The following is a 16,683-nucleotide window of genomic DNA, read 5'->3' as shown; positions in this document are numbered from 1 at the left end:
CGACTGCTGGGTGGGGCCGGGTGCTTGCGCCGCCACCCGCACCACACCGGCTGCTGTCCGTCGCAAACCCCGAGGCGACAGGCGGCGCTTCGCAATTCAGTTACAAAGCCTCCACACAGTCCAGCGCCCATGAACGCCCGAACCTCGCCCCGCGTGCCGTCCGCCTTGTCCTTCCTGCCGATGCGGCTGACGCCGGTGGCCCTGGCGGCGTGGGGCCTGGGGGTGATGCTGGGGTGGCTGCCCGCCGGCCCGGCAGGGGCCCAGGCCGCCGCGGCAGCACCATCGGCAGCACCATCGGCAGCACCATCGGCAGCGGCAGCGGCAGCGGCAGCGGCATCGGCACCGCGGCCGGCGGCTTCGGCGCCGCGGGGCGCCCGCCCGCCCGGCGCGGCGGCCAGCGCGCCGGTGCAGGCGGTGGAGATCACCGGCCGCAACGTGGCCGACCCCACGATGGAGGAGCGCCGCCAGTCCACCGCCAGCAAGCTGGTGATCGGCCGCGAGGAGCTCGACCGCATGGGCGACGGCAGCGTGGCCGAGGTGCTCAAGCGCCTGCCCGGCGTGACCATGAGCGGCCCGCCCGGCCGGGGCAGCGGCCCGCGCATGCGCGGCATGGGCGGCGGCTACACCCAGCTGCTGGTGGACGGCCAGCGCATGCCGCCCGGCTTCTCACTCGACGACCTGCCGCCCGAGCAGATCGAGCGCATCGAGATCATGCGTGCGCCGGTGGCCGAGTACGGCACGCGGGCCATCGCCGGCACCATCAACGTGGTGATGCGCAACGGCTACAAGCGCCGCGAGAACGAGCTGCGCTTCGGCGGCGGCGCCGACGGCAGCCGCACCCAGTACGGCGGCAACTGGACGCGCAACGGCCAGAGCGACAACCTCACCTGGTCGGCCGGCGCCTCGCTGTTCGGCGGCGGGCGCAACAGCGACAGCGTGTCGCACACCACCGGCAGCGATGCCAGCGGCACGCCGACGCTGGACCGCACGGTGCGCAGCACCGGCTACGGCACGCGCGAATCGCTGTTCCTGAACGGCCGGCTGATGTGGCGCCTGGGCGCCGGTGAATCGCTGGAGCTGCAGCCGTCGCTGAACGTCTCGCGCGGCCAGAACCAGGGCCACAGCGACGTGACGCAGACGCTGGGCAGCGCCGATGCGCTGACCTACACCCGCGCCAGCAGCGAGGGCCGCAGCGAGAACCGCATGGCCCGCCTGGCCGGCACCTGGAACACCGCCACGGGCTCGGGCGGCAAGCTGCAGCTGCGCTTCGCCACGATGCTCAACCAGTCCGACAGCGACAGCACGCGCTTCGAGACCGGCGGCCAGGCCGGCGGCGGCCGCACCCGCACCAGCGACAGCCAGGTGCGCGACCTGTCGATCGACCTGAACGGCAAGTTCTCGCAGCTGCTGCGCGAGAGCCACTCGATGAGCGCCGGCTGGGAGCTGCAGAGCAACCAGCGCAACGAGAGCGGCAGCAGCGAGAGCACCGGCAGCCTGGTCAACAGCCTCGACCAGAACGTCGACGCGCGCATCCGCCGCCTGGCGCTGTATGCGCAGGACGAGTGGGAGTGGACCAAGCAGCTGTCGTTCTACGTCGGCGCGCGCTGGGAGGGCATCCTCACCGGCAGCGAGGGCAACACCGGCGCCAACGGCGCGCAGCGCCGCGTCAACAACCGCTCGGGCGTGTTCACGCCGCTGGCGCACCTGGTCTGGCGCATCCCCGACAGCAAGGACCAGGTGCGCGCCAGCCTGACGCGCAGCTACCGCTCACCCAACACCAACCAGATCGTCGGCCGCGTGGCGGTGTCGAGCCAGCAGCCCGACCTGACGCAGACCAACGAGATGCTGTCGCCCGACCGCATGGGCAACCCCGACCTGAAGCCCGAGCTGGCCTGGGGCCTGGAGGTGGGCTACGAGCGCTACCTCGAGGCCGGCGGCGTGCTCAGCGCCAACGTCTTCTACCGCCGCATCGACGACCTGATCCGCAACGTCATCGCGCTGCAGACGGTCGACTACGCCAGCGCCCAGCGCTACGTGTCGCGGCCGATCAACATCGGCCAGGCCGATTCGGCCGGGCTGGAGCTGGAGGCCAAGATGCGCGCCGCCGACCTGTGGGACACCGAGCTGCCGATCAGCCTGCGTGCCAACACCACGCTGATGTGGTCGCGCGTGAGCGCCGTGCCCGGCCCCAACAACCGGCTGGAAGGCCAGCCCCGCGCCACGCTGAACCTGGGCGCCGACTGGCCGATCCGTGGCACACCGCTCACCGTGGGCGGCAGCTGGAACCTGACGCCCGGCTTCAGCATCCAGCAGATCGACAACCAGGCCAGCAGCCAGGGGCGGCGCGCCCAGCTCGACCTGTACGGCCTGTGGCGCTTCAGCCCCGACTTCAGCACCCGGCTGAGCGTGAACAACGCCGACGCGCGCCACTTCGACACCGGCCTGGTCACCCGCGCCGCCGACGGCAGCCTGCAGACGGTGCAGACCTCGGCGCGCAGCACCACGCAGATCAACCTGCGGGCCGAGATGAAGTTCTGAGCACGGTGGTCGCGGCGGCGCGCAGCGGCGCGCCAGCGCCATCGCACGGCCCTGCATCCAATTCGGCCAGTCCTCCGTACAAGGGGTATCGGTGTGTCTCGCTCGGCCCGCCCGGCCGGCGGCGCGACCATGCACCTCACCCGAACCCAAGGATTCCCGATGCCCCGACACCTCGCCCTCACCGCCCTGGCCCTGGCCGCCTGCGGCCCGTTCACGCTGGCCCAGGCCCAGTCGCTGGCCAGCGACACGTCGATGGTCGACCCCACGCGCATGGTCGATGCCTTCGAGGCCACCAACGGCAAGTTCGAGGGCTACCGCCGCTCGGGCGCCAAGGGCGTCTGCGCGATGGGCGAGTTCACCGGCTCGGCCGAGGGCCGCGCGCTGTCGGTCGCCTCGGCCTTCAGCGGCCAGGCGGTGCCGGTGATCGTGCGCTTCTCGGTCGGCGGCGCCAACCCGCGCGCGGCCGACAACACCAAGTCGCAGCGCAACCTGGCGCTGCAGTTCAACCTGCCGGGCGGCGAGGTCTGGCAGATGGGCAACATCTCGGCGCCGGTGTTCGGCGCGGCCAGCCCGGCGCAGATGCTGGGGCGCATCGAGTCGCTGCGGCCCGATCCAGCCACCAAGGCGCCCGACGCGGCCAAGGTCAAGGCCTTTGCCGACGCCAACCCCGAGGTGCTGCTGCAGGGCCGCTACTTCGCCTCGCAGCCGGTGCCGGCCAGCTTCGGCAGCGTCAACTACTGGGGCGTGCACGCCTTCGCCTTCGTCAACGCCAAGGGCGAGAAGCAGTGGGGCAAGTGGCTCTTCGAGCCGGTGGGCGGCGTGCAGGGCCTGAGCGACGACGAAGCCAAGGCCAAGGGGGCGAACTTCCTGCTCGACGACCTGCGCCAGCGTGTGAAGGATGGCAAGCTGGCCTTCGACTTCAACCTCGAGCTGGCCCAGCCCGGCGACCGGCTGGACAACGCCACCGTGCCGCTGCCCGAGGGCCGGCGCAAGGTGAACCTGGGCCGGCTGAAGGTGACCGCGGTGGCCGAGGACGGCAGCGGCGCCTGCCTGAACCTGACCTTCAACCCGACCGCGCTGCCCAGGGGCGTGGAGCCCTCAGCCGACCCGATGCTGCTGGCACGCGCCGCGCCCTACGGCGTGTCGCTGGGCCGCCGGCTGGGCGAGGGCTCGAAGCAGTGAGGCCGTGACGGCCGCGCGCCGCCTCAGCGCGGCGGCTGCGGCAGCGCGGCCAGGGCCTCGCCAAAGGCCGCCATCTCGCGGATCACCCCCTCGAGCCGGCGGCCCAGCGGCGTGAGCTCGTACTCGGTGCGCGGCGGCACCTCGGGGTACACGGTCTTGGTCAGCAGGCCCTGGGCCTCGAGCAGGCGCAGGCGCTGCGCCAGGATCTTCGGGCTGATGCCCGGCAGCCCGGCCAGCAGCGCCGAATAGCGCCGGCGCCCCGGCAGCAGGTCGCGCACGATCTGCGTCGTCCACTTGCCGTCGATGATCTGCGCGGTGCGGCGCACCGGGCAGTCCGGCGTGCAATCCGGCGCGGCCGGTTCGGGATCGGATCGGTGCATGGCCGCACCGTGCCATGGTTTCCAAAAGGCCCCTACTTCCGAAAAGAAAGCATGGTGACTCGCATCCCGCCATCGGCGCTGCGCCATGCGCCACGGCTGTTTCAGGCGTTGCTGCCATGTCGCATCGGATCTCGTCCCACCCCCGACGGCACCGCGCGGCTGCTGGGGCTGGCCACCGCGCCGGGCTGGCATGATGAAGCGATGATGCCCCCGCGTTCCCGCACCTTGCGCCGGCTGGTGTCCGGCATGCTCGGCGCCTGCCTGATCCAGGCCCAGGCGTCCGAGCCCGCCGCGCCGCCGGCCCACCACCGCCCGCAGGGCTACCAGAACAACGACATCGAGTTCGCCCCCAAGAGCCTGCGCGACCTGATCGCCTGGCGGTGGAACGCGCTGCGCGAGGGCCTGCCGCGCCCGCCGCAGGCGCCCACGCCGGCGGTGGCGCCCGACCTGGCCTTCATCCACGCCAATGCCCAGGCCGGCGCGGCCATGCAGCCGGCCGTCACCTGGATCGGCCATGCCACGGTGCTGGCCCAGCTGGGCGGGCTGAACGTGCTGACCGACCCGATCTTCTCCGAGCGCGCCTCGCCGGTGGGCTTTGCCGGGCCGAAGCGCCATGCAGCGCCCGGCCTGGCGCTGGCCCAGCTGCCGCACGTGGACCTGGTGGTGGTGTCGCACAACCACTACGACCACCAGGACGAGCCCAGCCTGCGCGCGCTGGCCGCGCAGCCCGGCGGCTCGCCGCTGTTCGTGGTGCCGCTGGGCAACAAGGCCTGGTTCACGGCCCAGGGCCTGACCCGCGTGGTCGAGCTGGACTGGTGGCAGAGCCACCGCGTCGGTGCGGTGGAGGTGGTGCTGACGCCCGTGCAGCACTGGACGGCGCGCGGCCTGGGCGACCAGCTGGCCACGCTGTGGGGCGGCTATGCGCTGCTGGCGCCCGACTTTCACCTGTTCTTCGCCGGCGACACGGCCTACTCGAAGGACTTCCAGCGCATCCGCCAGCATTTCGCGCCGCGCCAGGGCGCGGCCGGCTTCGACCTGGCCGTGCTGCCGATCGGCGGCTACGAGCCGCGCTGGTTCATGAAGACCCAGCACGTGAATCCGGACGAGGCGGTGCAGATCCACCGCGACCTGGCGGCGCGCCAGTCGCTGGGCATGCACTGGGGCACCTTCGAGCTGACCGACGAGCCGCTGGACGAGGCGCCACGCGCGCTCGCCCGTGCACGGGCCGAGCAGGGCGTGGCCGACGAGGCCTTCTTCGTCACCGCCATCGGCGAGACACGGCGGCTGGCGCGGCGCGGCGCGCCTTGACTGGCAGGCGGCGGTCCGACGCGGGGGTGTCAGTCCCCGGCCGGCCGCCACAGGTGCCAGGCACCCGCCAGCAGCAGCAGCAGCGCCAGGGCGCCCGCATCCACGCGCATCACGGCGGTGAGTGCGGCATTGGCGTGGCCGACCAGTCGCACCAGCACGATGAAGGACAGCACGCTGACCAGCCCGGCCAGCAGCGCCGCGCCGTGCAGACGCGGCTGGAACGCCGCGGCCGCCAGGAACGCCGCCAGCAGGCCGAACAGCACTGCGCGGTGGCGCAGCAGGATCTCGAGTTCAGGGGCGGCGACCGGCACGCCGTACAGGCGCTGCAGCGGGTTCACACCCAGCACGCCGACCAGCGGCAGTGCATGGATCAGGGCCACCAGCAGCAAGGTGGCGGGGACGAGGTGGCGCATGGGCGGGGCGATGGCGTGACCGTGGGCATGGACATGCCGCACTTGTAGCCCGCCCGGTCGCGCCACGCCATGACCTCCCAGGTCATGGCGGCGGCGTGCGTCAGTCGCCCTTGAAGCCCGAGGCCTTCACCACGCCGGCCCAGCGCGCAGCCTCGCGCTGCAGCATGGCCTGGGCATCGGCGCGGCTGCTGGGTGTGACGGTGAAGCCGGCCTCGGTCAGCTTCTTCGCCACCTCGGGGTCGCGCAGCGCGGCCACGGTGGCGCGCTGCAGCTGGTCCTGCACGGCCGGCGGCGTGGCGGCCGGCACCAGCAGCGCGAACCAGGCGGCGAAGTCGGCCTTGGGGTAGCCGGCCTCGGTGAAGGTGGGCACCTCGGGCAGCAGCGGCGAGCGCTCGGGCGCGGTGGTGGCCAGGGCGCGCATCTTGCCGCCCTTGACCTGGGCCATGGCCAGCGCGGTGGACACGAAGGCGCCCTTCACGTCGCCGGCGATGATGGCGGTGACGGCATCACCGGTGCTGCGGTAGTGGATGCTCTCGACGCCGAAGCCGGCCAGGTGGCCGAACACCTCGGCGCCGAAGTGCCCGGGCGTGCCGGCGCCGAAGGTGCCGAAGTTGACCTTGTCCTTCTCGCCCCGCGCGGCCTTGACGAAATCGGCCACGCTGCGCTGCGGCGAACTGGCGGGCACCACCAGCACGAAGTCGGAGCGCACCACCTCGCTGATGGCCGCGAACTCCTTCAGCGGCTGGTAGGGCAGCTTGCCGAAGGCCGCCGGCGCGATGCTGATCGAGCCCACCTCGCCCAGCAGCAGCGTGGCGCCGTCGGCCGCGCCCTTGGCCACGGCCTGCGCGGCGATCTGGCCGCCGGCACCGGCGCGGTTGTCGATGGCCAGCGTGAGCTTGAGCTCCTCGCCCAGGCGCTGGCCCAGCGTGCGCGCCACCACATCCGGGCCCGAGCCGGGCGGAAAGCCGACCACCAGCTTCACCGGCCCGGCCAGCGTCTGGGCCTGCAGCAGCGGGGCGGCGCCCAGCGCGGCGGTGGCCGCCAGGCCGGCCAGCAGCAGGCGGCGCAGCGGGCGGGGGGATGCGGGACGGAACGACGGGGCGGGCATGGCAGGCTCCTCGGCAGGCAGGCTGGGCGACGATGGGCCGCGAGTCTGGCCGAGCGCGCCGTGCGGTCCTGTCATCCGAGAGGGCGACAGCGCCGGGCGCCGCCGGCTCAGTGCCGCTGGCCGTGGGCCCAGGCGAACAGCTCGCTGCGGAAGTGCAGGCCCAGGCGGTCGAAGGCGCGGGCGCGGTAGGTCTTGACCGTGGCCACCGTGAGGCCCAGGTCGGCGGCGATGCCGTCGTAGCTCCAGCCGCGCAGCAGGCGCTCGCAGACGTCGAGCTCGCGCGCGGTCAGCGCCGGACAGCGGGCCTGCAGGCGCGCGCGGGTGGCGGCCGGGCCGTCGTCGGGCGCGGCACCGGCATCGTCGGCCGGGGCGGCCAGGCGCGCCTGCAGCCGCAGGTGCTGGCGCACGCCGGACAGCAGCAGCGGCGCCAGGCGCTGGAAGCGTTCCTGCTCCACCGGCTCGAACACGCCCTGGCGCTCGTGGCGGTACAGGTTCACCGCCAGAAGGCTGCCGTCGTCCTCCAGCGCGGCCACGCTCAGGCGTTCCAGCACGCCGTGGCGCTGGTAGATGGCCTCGCGGTGGGCGCGGCTGGGCGCCTCGTCGGCGGCCATCTTCAGCACCAGCGGCGCGGCGGCACCGCGTTGGCGGCGCACGGCGTCGAAGCTGGCGTCGCGGCGGTACAGGCCGTCCAGGTAGGCGGCAAAGCAGTCGCGCGTGGTGTCGGGCACGCCGCGCGCCGCCGAGCAGTGCAGCACCGGCGGCTGGCCGGTGCGCAGCCGGTACACCGACCACGAGCCGGCGCGCAGCGCCTGGTTCAGCCCCTCCAGCGCGCCCTGCGCGAAGCCGGGCTCGCCCAGCTGGCCGATCAGCGCGCCCAGGCAGGCCTGCTCGGGGCGGTCGAGTGCGGTGGCGGGGGCGGCGGGAGCGACGGGCCAGGTGTGCATCGGTGGCGGCGGGGAACGGGGCTGTGATCGGAACGGTGGGGCGGCGGCCTGTCCGCCTCTGGGATGACAGCCCGCGGCGGCCGCTGGCGGCACGCTAGCGGGCTGGCAGGCATGCCGATGGCGCCCGGCGCGCCGATGCTAGGCGGCGCCACCGGCGCCCGGCATCCAGACTGTCCCTGCCCCGAGCCCATGACCCACCCCACCGACACCGCCGACCTGTCCTTTCCCCCGCCCCCGGCACTGGCGCCCTTCACCCGCATCCGCTGCGAGGTGGGGGCGCTGGTCACGCTGGGGCCGGGCCACCATGGCGAGCGGCGCTATGTGCCGCTGGGTGGCGGCACGGTGCGCGGCCCGGGCCTGAACGGCCGCGTGGTCGAAGGCGGCGTCGACTGGCAGGTGCGGCGCGCCGACGGCGTGCTGGACATCGCCGCGCACTATGTGCTGCAGGCCGACGACGGCGCGCTGATCGAGGTGCGCAGCGAGGGCTACCGCCACGGCCCGGCCGAGGTGATGGCGCAGCTGGCGCGCGGCGAGGCGGTGCCGCGCGAGGCCTACTACTTCCGCACCGTGATGCGCTTCCAGACCGGTGCGCCGGCCTGGGCGCACCTGAACGGCCTGCTGGCACTGGCGGTGGGCCAGCGCGAGGCCAGCGCGGTGCTGCTGGACGTGTACGCGATCCGCTGAGCGGCGGCGCGCTGTTCCGGCCTGACCGGTCAGCGCCCGCCGCTCACGTCGAGCAGGGTGCCGGTGGTGTAGCTGGCCTCGTCCGACAGCAGCCACACGATGGCGGCGGCGATCTCCTCGGCACGGCCCGGGCGCTGCATCGGGATGGTGTGGGCCAGCTTGAACGGGCGCTGCGGGTCGCCACTGTCGGCATGGATGTCGGTGTCGGTCATGCCGGGCCGCACACCGTTCACGCGCACGCCCTCGGCCGCCAGCTCCAGGCCCAGACCCATCGTGAAGGTGTCGATGGCGCCCTTGCTGGCCGCGTAGTCCACGTACATGCCGGGCGAGCCCAGGCGCGCTGCGGCACTGGACACGTTGACGATGGCGCCGCCCGCGCCACCGTGGCGCGTGCTCATGCGCCGCACCGCCTCGCGCGCCACCACCAGCGCGCCCACCACGTTGACGCCCATCAGGCGCTGGATGCGCTCGGCGCTCATCTCGTCGAGCCGGGCCTGCGGCGCCACGATGCCGGCGTTGTTCACCAGGCCCGACAGCCGGCCCCATTCGGCATCGATGCGCTCGTACATCGCCAGCACCTGGGCCTCGTCGGCCACGTCGGCCTGGATCACCAGCGCGCGCCGGCCGGCGGCGCGCACCTCGGCGGCCACGCGCTCGGCGGCCGCGGCGTCGCGGGCGTAGTTCACCACCACGTCCCAGCCGCGCTGCGCGGCCAGGCGGGCGGTGGCGGCGCCGATGCCGCGGCTGGCGCCGGTGATCAGCAGGATGGGGGCGGTGGCAGTGGCGGGGGCGACGGCAGTGGTGGCCATCGTCAGCCCGCCAGCACCACGCGCCCCACCACGTGGCCGGCGCGCAGGTCGTCCAGCGCGTGGCTCACCTCGTCGAGCGGGCGGGTGTGGATGGGCACGGGCGGCATGCCCTGGGCGTTCACCAGAGCCAGCAGCTCGGCCATCTCGGCATGCGAGCCGACGTACGAGCCGCGCAGCGTCAGCGCACGCATCGGCAGCATCGGCGTGGGCAGGTTCACGGCACCGCCGAACAGGCCCACCACCACCACATGGCCGCCCTTGGCCGCGGCGGCCAGCGCCAGGTCCACCGTCTGGCCGGCGCCGACGAAGTCGATCGCCGCCATGGCCCCGCCGCCGGTGGCGCGCTGGATCTGCGCCACCGCATCCGCGGCCTGGCCGTCGATGGCCTGGGTGGCGCCGGCGGCCAGCGCGGCCTCGCGCTTGGCGGCGTCGATGTCGACCGCGATGACCTGGCGCGCGCCCATCATGCGCGCCAATGCGATGCCCATCATGCCCACGCCGCCGGCGCCGATGACCACCAGCGGCTCGGTGGCCAGCAGCGGCTGCACCTTCTTCAGCGCTGCATAGGCCGTGACGCCCGAGCAGGCCAGCGGCGCCGCCTGCTGCGGCGTGAGCTGGCCGATCGGGAACAGGTGGCGGCCCTCGGGCACCAGCAAGTGGGTGGCGTAGCCGCCCTGCGCGAACACGCCCAGGAAGCGCGGCTTGGCGCACAGGTTCTCCTCGTTGCGCCGGCAGGCCGGGCAATCGCCACAGCCGATCCACGGGTGCGCCAGGCGGATGTCGCCCACCTGCACGCCGGTGGCCTCGGGACCCACGGCGATGACCTCGCCGACGTTCTCGTGGCCCATGGTCAGCGGCAGGCGGATGCCGCGGTCGATCAGGTTGAGCTGGCGGCCGCCGCCCATCTCGTAGTAGCCGTCCCAGATGTGCAGGTCGGAGTGGCACACGCCGGCCGCCAGCACTTTCAGCAGCACCTGCGCGCCCTGCGGCTGGGGCACCTCGCCGTCGCTGCGTTGCAGCGGCAAACCGCACTGGCAGACCTGGTAGCTGCGCATCCTCATCATGGGTCTCCTTCCTGGCTTTGGAACTTGTCGGGTGATCGGCTTGGGTGGACGCTAGGCGCCAGGGGCGGTGGCGTCAATCGGGCCTTGCGCCGTGGCCGTCTGCACCGGCGCGCATTGGTTACAGTGCCCGCCTTGCCGTCGCCGGGTGCCGTGTCGCCCAGGCGTCACCCGCCCGCTGGAGATCCGCCCGATGAGCCCGACCCGCCGCACCTTCGTTGCCACCACCGCCGGCCTGCTGCTGGCCAGCCCCGGCCTGCTGCGCGCGCAGGCGCTGGAGAAGCCCCAGCTCACGCTGGCCGTGGGCGGCAAGAACCTGCTGTACTACCTGCCGCTGACCATCGCCGAGCAGCTGGGCTACTTCAAGGCCGAGGGCCTGGACGTGAAGATCGTCGACTTCGCCGGCGGCAGCCAGGCGCTGCGTGCGCTGGTGGGCGGCAGCGCCGACGTGGTGAGCGGCGCCTTCGAGCACACCGTGAACATGCAGCCCAAGGGGCAGAAGCTGCGCGCCATCGTGCTGATGGGCCGCGCGCCGCAGATCGTGCTGGGCGTGAACCCCAAGAGCATGGCCGGCTTCAAGACCGTGGCCGACCTGAAGGGCAAGAAGATCGGCGTCACCGCACCGGGCAGCAGCACCAACGTGATGACCAACTTCGTGCTGGCCAAGGCCGGCCTGAAGCCCAGCGACGTCAGCATCATCGGCGTGGGCGCCGGCAACGGCGCGGTGGCGGCGATGCGCAGCGGCCAGGTGGACGCGATCGCCAACCTCGACCCGGTGATCTCGCTGCTCAGCCGCAGCAACGACATCAAGATCATCAGCGACACCCGCGTGGTGGCCGAGGCCGAGCGCGTGTTCGGCGGCCCGATGCCCGCCGCCTGCCTGTACGTGCCGCAGGCCTTCGTCGACAAGCACCCGCGCACCGCGCAGGCGCTGGCCAACGCCATCGTGCGCGCCAACCAGTGGATTCAGAAGGCCGGCCCCGGCGACATCATCAAGGCCGTGCCCGAGAGCTACCTGCTGGGCGACCGCGCGGTCTACATCGACGCCTTCCTGGCCGCCAAGGGTGCGCTGTCGCCCGACGGCCTGTTCCCCGACAAGGGCGCCGAGACCGCGCTGCGCGCGCTGGCCAGCATCGACGCCGAGATCGGCAAGGCCACGATCGACCTGAAGGCCGTCTCCACCAACGACTTCGTCAAGGCCGCGCTGGCCAAGTACCCGGCCAAGTGAGCACACCGGCACTGCAGCTGGCCGACGCCAGCGTCACCTTCGTCGACCGCGCCAACCCGGCCGCGCGCTACACCGCGGTGCAGGGCGTGTCGCTGACCGTGGGCGCGGGCGAGTTCGTCTCGGTGGTGGGCCCCACCGGCTGCGGCAAGAGCACGCTGCTGAACCTGGCCGCCGGGCTGCTGGCACCGTCCACCGGCACGGTGCAGGTCTTCGGCCAGCCGCTGCAAGGCATCAACGCCCGCGCCGGCTACATGTTCCAGGCCGAGAGCCTGATGCCCTGGCGCAGCGCGCTGGGCAATGTGATGGCGGGGCTGGAGTTCCGCGGCGTGCCGCCGGCCGAGGCCCGCGCCCAGGCCGAGGACTGGCTGCGCCGCGTGGGCCTGGGCGCCTTTGGCGACCGCTACCCGCACCAGATGAGCGGCGGCATGCGCAAGCGCACCAGCCTGGCCCAGACCCTGGTGCTGGACCCCGACATCATCCTGATGGACGAGCCCTTCTCGGCCCTCGACATCCAGACGCGGCAGCTGATGGAGAACGAGGTGCTGGCCTTGTGGCAGGCCAAGAAGAAGGCGGTCTTGTTCATCACGCATGACCTGGACGAAGCCATCGCCATGAGCGACCGCGTGGTGGTGATGAGCGCCGGCCCGGCCAGCCGGCCGATCGGCGAGTTCGCGATCGATCTGGAGCGGCCCCGCGACGTGGCCGAGGTGCGCACCACGCCCGCGTTCATCGCGCTGCACAACGCCATCTGGGCCGTGCTGCGCGACGAGGTGCTCAAGGGCTACCAGCAGCAATTGCAAGTGAAATGAGCGGCAGCATGTGGGACGCGATCAAACCCAACCCCCGCAACCTGCGCGCCTGGCAGGTGGCGCTGCTGCTGGCCATCGTCGGCGCCTGGCATGTGCTCACCACGCCGGGCCTGGTGCCGCCGATCTTCTTCAGCAACGACCAGCAGGCAGCCTTCTTCTTCGGTGAACCGGTGAAGGTGGCGCAGCGCATCTGGCGCTGGTTCGCCACCGATGCCGACATCTACAGCCACCTGGGCGTGACGCTGGTCGAGACCGTGCTGGCCTTCGTCATCGGCGCCGCCGCCGGCCTGGGCGGCGGCCTGTGGCTGGCGCTGCAGCCCATGGCCAGCGCGCTGCTGGAGCCCTACATCAAGGCCGCCAACTCGATGCCGCGCATCATCCTGGCGCCGATCTTCGCGGTGTGGTTCGGGCTGGGCATCGCCAGCAAGGTGGCCCTCGGTGTCACGCTGGTGTTCTTCATCGTCTTCTTCAACGTCTACCAGGGCGTGAAGGAAGTCAGCCCGGTGATCCTGGCCAATGCCCGCATGCTGGGCGCCAGCCAGCGCCAGCTGCTGCGCGCCGTGTACCTGCCGAGTGCCACCAGCTGGGTGTTCAGCAGCCTGCACACCAGCGTGGGCCTGGCCTTCGTGGGCGCCGTGGTGGGCGAGTACCTGGGCTCGGCCAGCGGCGTGGGCTACCTGATCCACCAGGCCGAGGGCGTGTTCGACATCAACACCGTGATGGCCGGCATCGTGGTGCTCACCGCCTTTGCACTGACGCTCGATGGCGCCGTGGGCCAGCTGGAGCGCCGGCTGCTGACCTGGCAGCCGCGCGGCGGCGAGAGCGAACGGCTCTGAGGCCGCGGGTCAGGCGCCCGGGGTCGCAGCCGGGGTGGAGGGCGCAGCGCCGTCTGCCAGCGCCTGCAGCGCCGGCTGCGTGAGGTACAGCAGGTACACCGTGCCGCGCGTGGCCACCATCGGCTGCAGGCTGCGGATGCGCCGTGCCGGTGTGCCCGGTGCGCCGGGCACTTCGAGCCAGGCGTTCGGGTCGTCGTGCTGGCCGATCAGCGGGTCCTTGGCCGTGCCGCGGTGGTCGGGACCCAGCGGGTTGCGGTCGGCCCAGGCGCCCAGCAGGTGCTCGAACTGGTCTTCCAGGCTGGCGCAGAAGAACAGGCCCAGCAGGCCGCGCTCGGCCGCATTGCGCTGGTCGTCGCGCGGGCTGGGCGTGGCGGCTGCGTCGGGTGTCCAGCGCGGGCCGTAGGGCATGCCGCGGCGCATCAGCGGCCGGCGCTTGTTCTGCACCAGCGGGTCGCTGCGCGGGTTCATGCGGCGCAGGTGGCTGCCCATCGGGCAGCCTTCGCCGCGCGGGTCGTCCTTGAAGTCGAAGCCGTTGTACAGGGCGCCCGACTGGCTCGCTTCGGCCGCGTCTGTGCCAGGGGCGCGCATCAGGCGGCCGTCGCGCCAGCGGCCGCACCACTTGGCCATCACCCACTCGGGCGATTCGCCCAGCTCGCGCGCCACGCGCTCGGCCTGGGCGTGGAAGGCGGCCTCGTCCTGCGCGATCTTGCGGTAGGCGCCGAAGCTGGCGTGGCGGAAGAACTGCGCCGCCGCCGGAGCCTCGGGCAGGCGCCAGGGGTTGGCGCCGTCGTCGTTGGCATGGCCCAGCAGCAGCTCGCCCGGCGCATGGCGCGGCGGCTGGCCGTCCTTGGGCTTGTGCAGGCCGGTCATGCGCGGGTTGGAGATGCCGTCCACATAGCCGAAGTGCACGATGCGCCGGCCGTCGTCGTTGTGCATGTGCTGGCCGGCGCTGCGGCCGCGCGCCCAGCCGGCCAGGCCTTCGGCGCCGTCCAGCGTGCGCAGATCGGCGATGCGCGCGTCCAGCGTGTGCAGGCTGTCGGCATGCAGCGTCAGCAGCAGGTGCGCCACGCGGTGGCCGAAGGCCGGCTCCCAGTGCGGCGGTGCGTTGTCGCCGGTGTCGCCCAGACGGCGGGCGGCGCGCGGCACCGCGCCTTCGCTGAAGGCCGGCGCGTACTGGCGCAGCAGCGCCTGCAGCCGGCCGGGCAAGCCCAGGGCCTGCAGCCCGCCGAAGCTGAGGCCCAGGTTCAGCGCCCAGCCGATGGCCTCGCGCGGCGCGCCGCTGATCTCGCGCAGCGCCTCGGTGCCCAGCCAGCCGCGCGCCAGCACGGCGCCCAGCCAGCGCCGCGCGGCGGCACCGTCGGTGATCTCCAGCAACAGCTGGGCGTTGCGCTGGTAGCCGTAGCCGTACACCGGCAGCTGCTGCACGCCGGCCTCGGCCGGCAGCGGCAGCCAGCCAGGGTGCGTGGCAGGCTTCGGGGCGGGCGCGCTCACTGCGCCCGCTCCTTCAGCGCATGCTGGATGTCGACCACCGGCGCGGCCGGGTAGGCGCTGTAGAAGTAGCCACCCACCGGCGCGGTGTTGTACTGCCGCGCCTTGGCGACGAAGGCCTCGGGGTGGTCGGCCACCGGCAGCGGCGGCGCGTCCTCGAGGTACTGGTAGATCGAGTCGAACAGCGGGCCCACGGTGCGCGAGAAGTGCTTCAGGTACTCGTCGAAGGCGCCGTCGAAGGCGGTGAACAGGCCCAGGCGCGTGTCGTTGTCCAGCAGCATGAACCAGGCGAAGTGCACATGGCGCGCCTCGTCCAGCTTCATCTCGATGCGCGGCGCGGCCACGGCGATGGTCTGCCGCAGCTTCTCGGCGTTCTCGGCCACCGGCGCCTTGATCTTCATGATCACGGCCAGCGGCTGCTGGGTGATGGCGCGGTCTCGGCTGTACTCCAGCATCAGCTTGTCGCAGCGGAAGCCCCAGGTCTTGACCAGCGCGGCCGGCTCGCCGGTGTCGACATCCAGCGCGCGGGTGATGCCCGGCAGCATCAGCACGCGGCGCACCGTCTCCAGCACCAGCGGCTGGGCCAGGTAGGCGCCCAGGCAGTCGTGCACATGCTGGGCGCCGGGTTCGGCCGACGCGGCGGCGCCGAAGATCAGCGGATCGCCGCGCGGGCCGAAGTCGTCGGCATGCGGCCGCATCTCGCGCGTGCCGGCGCCGATGGCCAGCAGCACCAGGCTGCCGGCCTTCAGCGTACCCACCGGCTGGCCGCCCACGGTGAGGGGCAGGTCGGCGATCACCTGACGCGGCAGAAAGGCCGCCGGCGGGTTGTCGGCCAGCGCGTCCATCACGCGGCGCTGCAGCCGCGCGCGCTCGGCCGTGCCGGGCTCGGCGGCATGGGCCTCGGCGATGGCCTGGGTCAGCGTGCCCTGCGGCGCGGCCATCAGCGCCTGCAGCGCGATGCTGACGCTGGCCTGCACATTGCCGATGGTGCCGGCGATCAGCCCGCCCAGCAGCGAGGCCAGCTCGGCGCCCGACAGATCGCTGGGCTCGGCCACCAGGCGCGCGCACACCGGCTGGAAGTGCTGGAGCGCGTCGAGCTTGCGCGCCTCGCCGATGGCCGCCAGCCGCGCCTGCAGCTCGCGCACATCGTCGGGCACCTGGCCGGCGGCGTACTCGCCCAGCAGCGCCACGGTGCGCTGCAGGAACAGCGCGCCGGCCTTCTGGGCCGCCACCGCCGCGGCAGGGTCGTAGCTGAAGTGCCGGCCGATGATCTGGTAGACGAGGTGCTGGTAGCCGTAGCGCATCGCGGCTTCCAGGTACGGATGCTCGTGCAGCGGAAAGCCGAACAGCAGCGCGGCAAAGCGCAGGCCCACCTGCTCGGCCAGCGCCGCGGCGTCGAAGCGGCGCTGCTTGAGCGGCAGCACCGCGGCGGCGCGCCAGGCGATGTCGATCAGCGCCGCCAGCTCGGCCGGGTGGTACTTCAGCACGCGCTGGGCAAAGCCGCGCTGCATGGCGTGCGCCATGCCATCGAGCCCCAGCATGAAGGTGCCGCTGCCCAGCGCCGCATAGGACGCGTTGCTGAAGTGGCGGTCGTCGCGCATGGCCAGGTCGATGTGCTCGCGCGCGGCCAGCAGCGTGACGGTCTGGTGGAAGGGGGGCACGCTGCCCGGCGTGGCGGCGGCGCCGTCCGACGGGGCCTGGGCCATGCTCTGGAACTGCAGCAGCCGCGGCTCGCGCTGCAGCTGCGCGTACAGCGCGGCGCGCTGCGCATCGTCCGACAGCACCCGCAGCAGACGCTGGCTGAACTGGAAGGGCGTGAGCGAGGCGGGCGCGTCGAGGTCGATCATCGTGGCGTCAGGCGGTTCGGATCGGGGCGCGGACCGGTCGGCCGCGTA

The 16,683-nt window shown here is 73.0% G+C and carries 15 protein-coding genes; 7 read left to right on the top strand and 8 right to left on the bottom strand.

Annotation, left to right across the window (positions count from 1 at the left end):
• The first annotated feature begins 129 nt into the window (after window positions 1–129).
• Both AACH10_RS17215 and AACH10_RS17210 read left to right on the top strand, forming a co-directional pair.
• Window positions 130–2,538 (top strand): TonB-dependent receptor plug domain-containing protein, encoded by a 2,409-nt coding sequence (locus AACH10_RS17215; protein ID WP_341411691.1) that lies wholly within the window; start codon window positions 130–132, stop codon window positions 2,536–2,538.
• A 159-nt stretch (window positions 2,539–2,697) separates the two neighbouring features.
• Window positions 2,698–3,720: a catalase family peroxidase gene (locus AACH10_RS17210; protein ID WP_341411690.1), complete on the top strand. Its 1,023-nt coding sequence runs from the start codon at window positions 2,698–2,700 to the stop codon at window positions 3,718–3,720.
• 23 nt (window positions 3,721–3,743) lie between these two features.
• Here the strand turns inward: AACH10_RS17210 and AACH10_RS17205 are convergent, their stop codons facing one another.
• The gene (locus AACH10_RS17205; protein ID WP_341411689.1) at window positions 3,744–4,100 is read right to left on the bottom strand and encodes a winged helix-turn-helix transcriptional regulator; all 357 of its coding nucleotides are present in this window, start codon (window positions 4,098–4,100) and stop codon (window positions 3,744–3,746) included.
• Between the two features lie 204 nt (window positions 4,101–4,304).
• On the opposite strand from AACH10_RS17205, the gene AACH10_RS17200 reads away from it, so the two are divergent.
• The gene (locus tag AACH10_RS17200; protein WP_341411688.1) at window positions 4,305–5,408 is read left to right on the top strand and encodes an MBL fold metallo-hydrolase; all 1,104 of its coding nucleotides are present in this window, start codon (window positions 4,305–4,307) and stop codon (window positions 5,406–5,408) included.
• A gap of 29 nt (window positions 5,409–5,437) precedes the next feature.
• Here AACH10_RS17200 and AACH10_RS17195 read toward each other — a convergent pair whose 3' ends face one another.
• The 3 genes from AACH10_RS17195 to AACH10_RS17185 all read right to left on the bottom strand — a co-directional run bounded on the left by AACH10_RS17195 (window position 5,438) and on the right by AACH10_RS17185 (window position 7,873).
• On the bottom strand, window positions 5,438–5,821 hold the full coding sequence (locus AACH10_RS17195; RefSeq protein ID WP_341411686.1) for a phosphopantetheine adenylyltransferase: 384 nt from the start codon (window positions 5,819–5,821) through the stop codon (window positions 5,438–5,440).
• A gap of 100 nt (window positions 5,822–5,921) precedes the next feature.
• Complete coding sequence (locus AACH10_RS17190; protein WP_341411684.1) at window positions 5,922–6,929, bottom strand: Bug family tripartite tricarboxylate transporter substrate binding protein; 1,008 nt, start codon at window positions 6,927–6,929, stop codon at window positions 5,922–5,924.
• 107 nt (window positions 6,930–7,036) lie between these two features.
• The gene (locus tag AACH10_RS17185; protein WP_341411683.1) at window positions 7,037–7,873 is read right to left on the bottom strand and encodes a helix-turn-helix transcriptional regulator; all 837 of its coding nucleotides are present in this window, start codon (window positions 7,871–7,873) and stop codon (window positions 7,037–7,039) included.
• A 189-nt stretch (window positions 7,874–8,062) separates the two neighbouring features.
• Between AACH10_RS17185 and AACH10_RS17180 the strand changes: the two genes are divergently transcribed.
• Window positions 8,063–8,557, top strand: a complete 495-nt coding sequence (locus tag AACH10_RS17180) for a DUF3237 domain-containing protein (protein WP_341411682.1) — start codon at window positions 8,063–8,065, stop codon at window positions 8,555–8,557.
• 29 nt (window positions 8,558–8,586) lie between these two features.
• On the opposite strand, the gene AACH10_RS17175 is transcribed toward AACH10_RS17180, so the two are convergent.
• Together AACH10_RS17175 and AACH10_RS17170 are read right to left on the bottom strand one after the other, a co-directional pair.
• Window positions 8,587–9,366, bottom strand: a complete 780-nt coding sequence (locus AACH10_RS17175) for an SDR family oxidoreductase (RefSeq protein WP_341411681.1) — start codon at window positions 9,364–9,366, stop codon at window positions 8,587–8,589.
• Between the two features lie 2 nt (window positions 9,367–9,368).
• The gene (locus AACH10_RS17170; protein WP_341411680.1) at window positions 9,369–10,427 is read right to left on the bottom strand and encodes an alcohol dehydrogenase; all 1,059 of its coding nucleotides are present in this window, start codon (window positions 10,425–10,427) and stop codon (window positions 9,369–9,371) included.
• 193 nt (window positions 10,428–10,620) lie between these two features.
• On the opposite strand from AACH10_RS17170, the gene AACH10_RS17165 reads away from it, so the two are divergent.
• The 3 genes from AACH10_RS17165 to AACH10_RS17155 are packed head-to-tail and all read left to right on the top strand — an operon-like array spanning window position 10,621 to window position 13,300.
• On the top strand, window positions 10,621–11,655 hold the full coding sequence (locus AACH10_RS17165) for an ABC transporter substrate-binding protein (protein ID WP_341411679.1): 1,035 nt from the start codon (window positions 10,621–10,623) through the stop codon (window positions 11,653–11,655).
• Window positions 11,652–12,464, top strand: a complete 813-nt coding sequence (locus AACH10_RS17160; RefSeq protein WP_341411678.1) for an ABC transporter ATP-binding protein — start codon at window positions 11,652–11,654, stop codon at window positions 12,462–12,464. The genes AACH10_RS17165 and AACH10_RS17160 overlap by 4 nt, the downstream gene beginning before the upstream one ends.
• A gap of 8 nt (window positions 12,465–12,472) precedes the next feature.
• Complete coding sequence (locus AACH10_RS17155; protein ID WP_341411676.1) at window positions 12,473–13,300, top strand: ABC transporter permease; 828 nt, start codon at window positions 12,473–12,475, stop codon at window positions 13,298–13,300.
• Between the two features lie 9 nt (window positions 13,301–13,309).
• On the opposite strand, the gene AACH10_RS17150 is transcribed toward AACH10_RS17155, so the two are convergent.
• Window positions 13,310–14,791, bottom strand: a complete 1,482-nt coding sequence (locus AACH10_RS17150) for a Dyp-type peroxidase (protein WP_341411674.1) — start codon at window positions 14,789–14,791, stop codon at window positions 13,310–13,312.
• Complete coding sequence (locus AACH10_RS17145) at window positions 14,788–16,635, bottom strand: cytochrome P450 family protein (protein WP_341411673.1); 1,848 nt, start codon at window positions 16,633–16,635, stop codon at window positions 14,788–14,790. The genes AACH10_RS17150 and AACH10_RS17145 overlap by 4 nt, the downstream gene beginning before the upstream one ends.
• Window positions 16,636–16,683: the final 48 nt, after the last annotated feature.

It is taken from the genome of Pseudaquabacterium inlustre (assembly GCF_038066595.1).
GTDB classification, from domain to species: Bacteria; Pseudomonadota; Gammaproteobacteria; order Burkholderiales; family Burkholderiaceae_C; genus Pseudaquabacterium; species Pseudaquabacterium inlustre.
The sequence above is the reverse complement of the archived record's forward strand: the minus strand, read 5'-3'. Positions and strand labels throughout refer to the sequence as shown.

Coding starts and splice junctions, on each gene's coding strand:
- AACH10_RS17195 (WP_341411686.1), bottom strand. CDS start 5,821: ATGCGCCACCTCGTCCCCGCCACCTTGCTGCTGGTGGCCCTGATCCAT.
- AACH10_RS17200 (WP_341411688.1), top strand. CDS start 4,305: ATGCCCCCGCGTTCCCGCACCTTGCGCCGGCTGGTGTCCGGCATGCTC.
- AACH10_RS17210 (WP_341411690.1), top strand. CDS start 2,698: ATGCCCCGACACCTCGCCCTCACCGCCCTGGCCCTGGCCGCCTGCGGC.
- AACH10_RS17215 (WP_341411691.1), top strand. CDS start 130: ATGAACGCCCGAACCTCGCCCCGCGTGCCGTCCGCCTTGTCCTTCCTG.
- AACH10_RS17185 (WP_341411683.1), bottom strand. CDS start 7,873: ATGCACACCTGGCCCGTCGCTCCCGCCGCCCCCGCCACCGCACTCGAC.
- AACH10_RS17175 (WP_341411681.1), bottom strand. CDS start 9,366: ATGGCCACCACTGCCGTCGCCCCCGCCACTGCCACCGCCCCCATCCTG.
- AACH10_RS17145 (WP_341411673.1), bottom strand. CDS start 16,635: ATGATCGACCTCGACGCGCCCGCCTCGCTCACGCCCTTCCAGTTCAGC.
- AACH10_RS17190 (WP_341411684.1), bottom strand. CDS start 6,929: ATGCCCGCCCCGTCGTTCCGTCCCGCATCCCCCCGCCCGCTGCGCCGC.
- AACH10_RS17180 (WP_341411682.1), top strand. CDS start 8,063: ATGACCCACCCCACCGACACCGCCGACCTGTCCTTTCCCCCGCCCCCG.
- AACH10_RS17170 (WP_341411680.1), bottom strand. CDS start 10,427: ATGAGGATGCGCAGCTACCAGGTCTGCCAGTGCGGTTTGCCGCTGCAA.
- AACH10_RS17205 (WP_341411689.1), bottom strand. CDS start 4,100: ATGCACCGATCCGATCCCGAACCGGCCGCGCCGGATTGCACGCCGGAC.
- AACH10_RS17165 (WP_341411679.1), top strand. CDS start 10,621: ATGAGCCCGACCCGCCGCACCTTCGTTGCCACCACCGCCGGCCTGCTG.
- AACH10_RS17155 (WP_341411676.1), top strand. CDS start 12,473: ATGTGGGACGCGATCAAACCCAACCCCCGCAACCTGCGCGCCTGGCAG.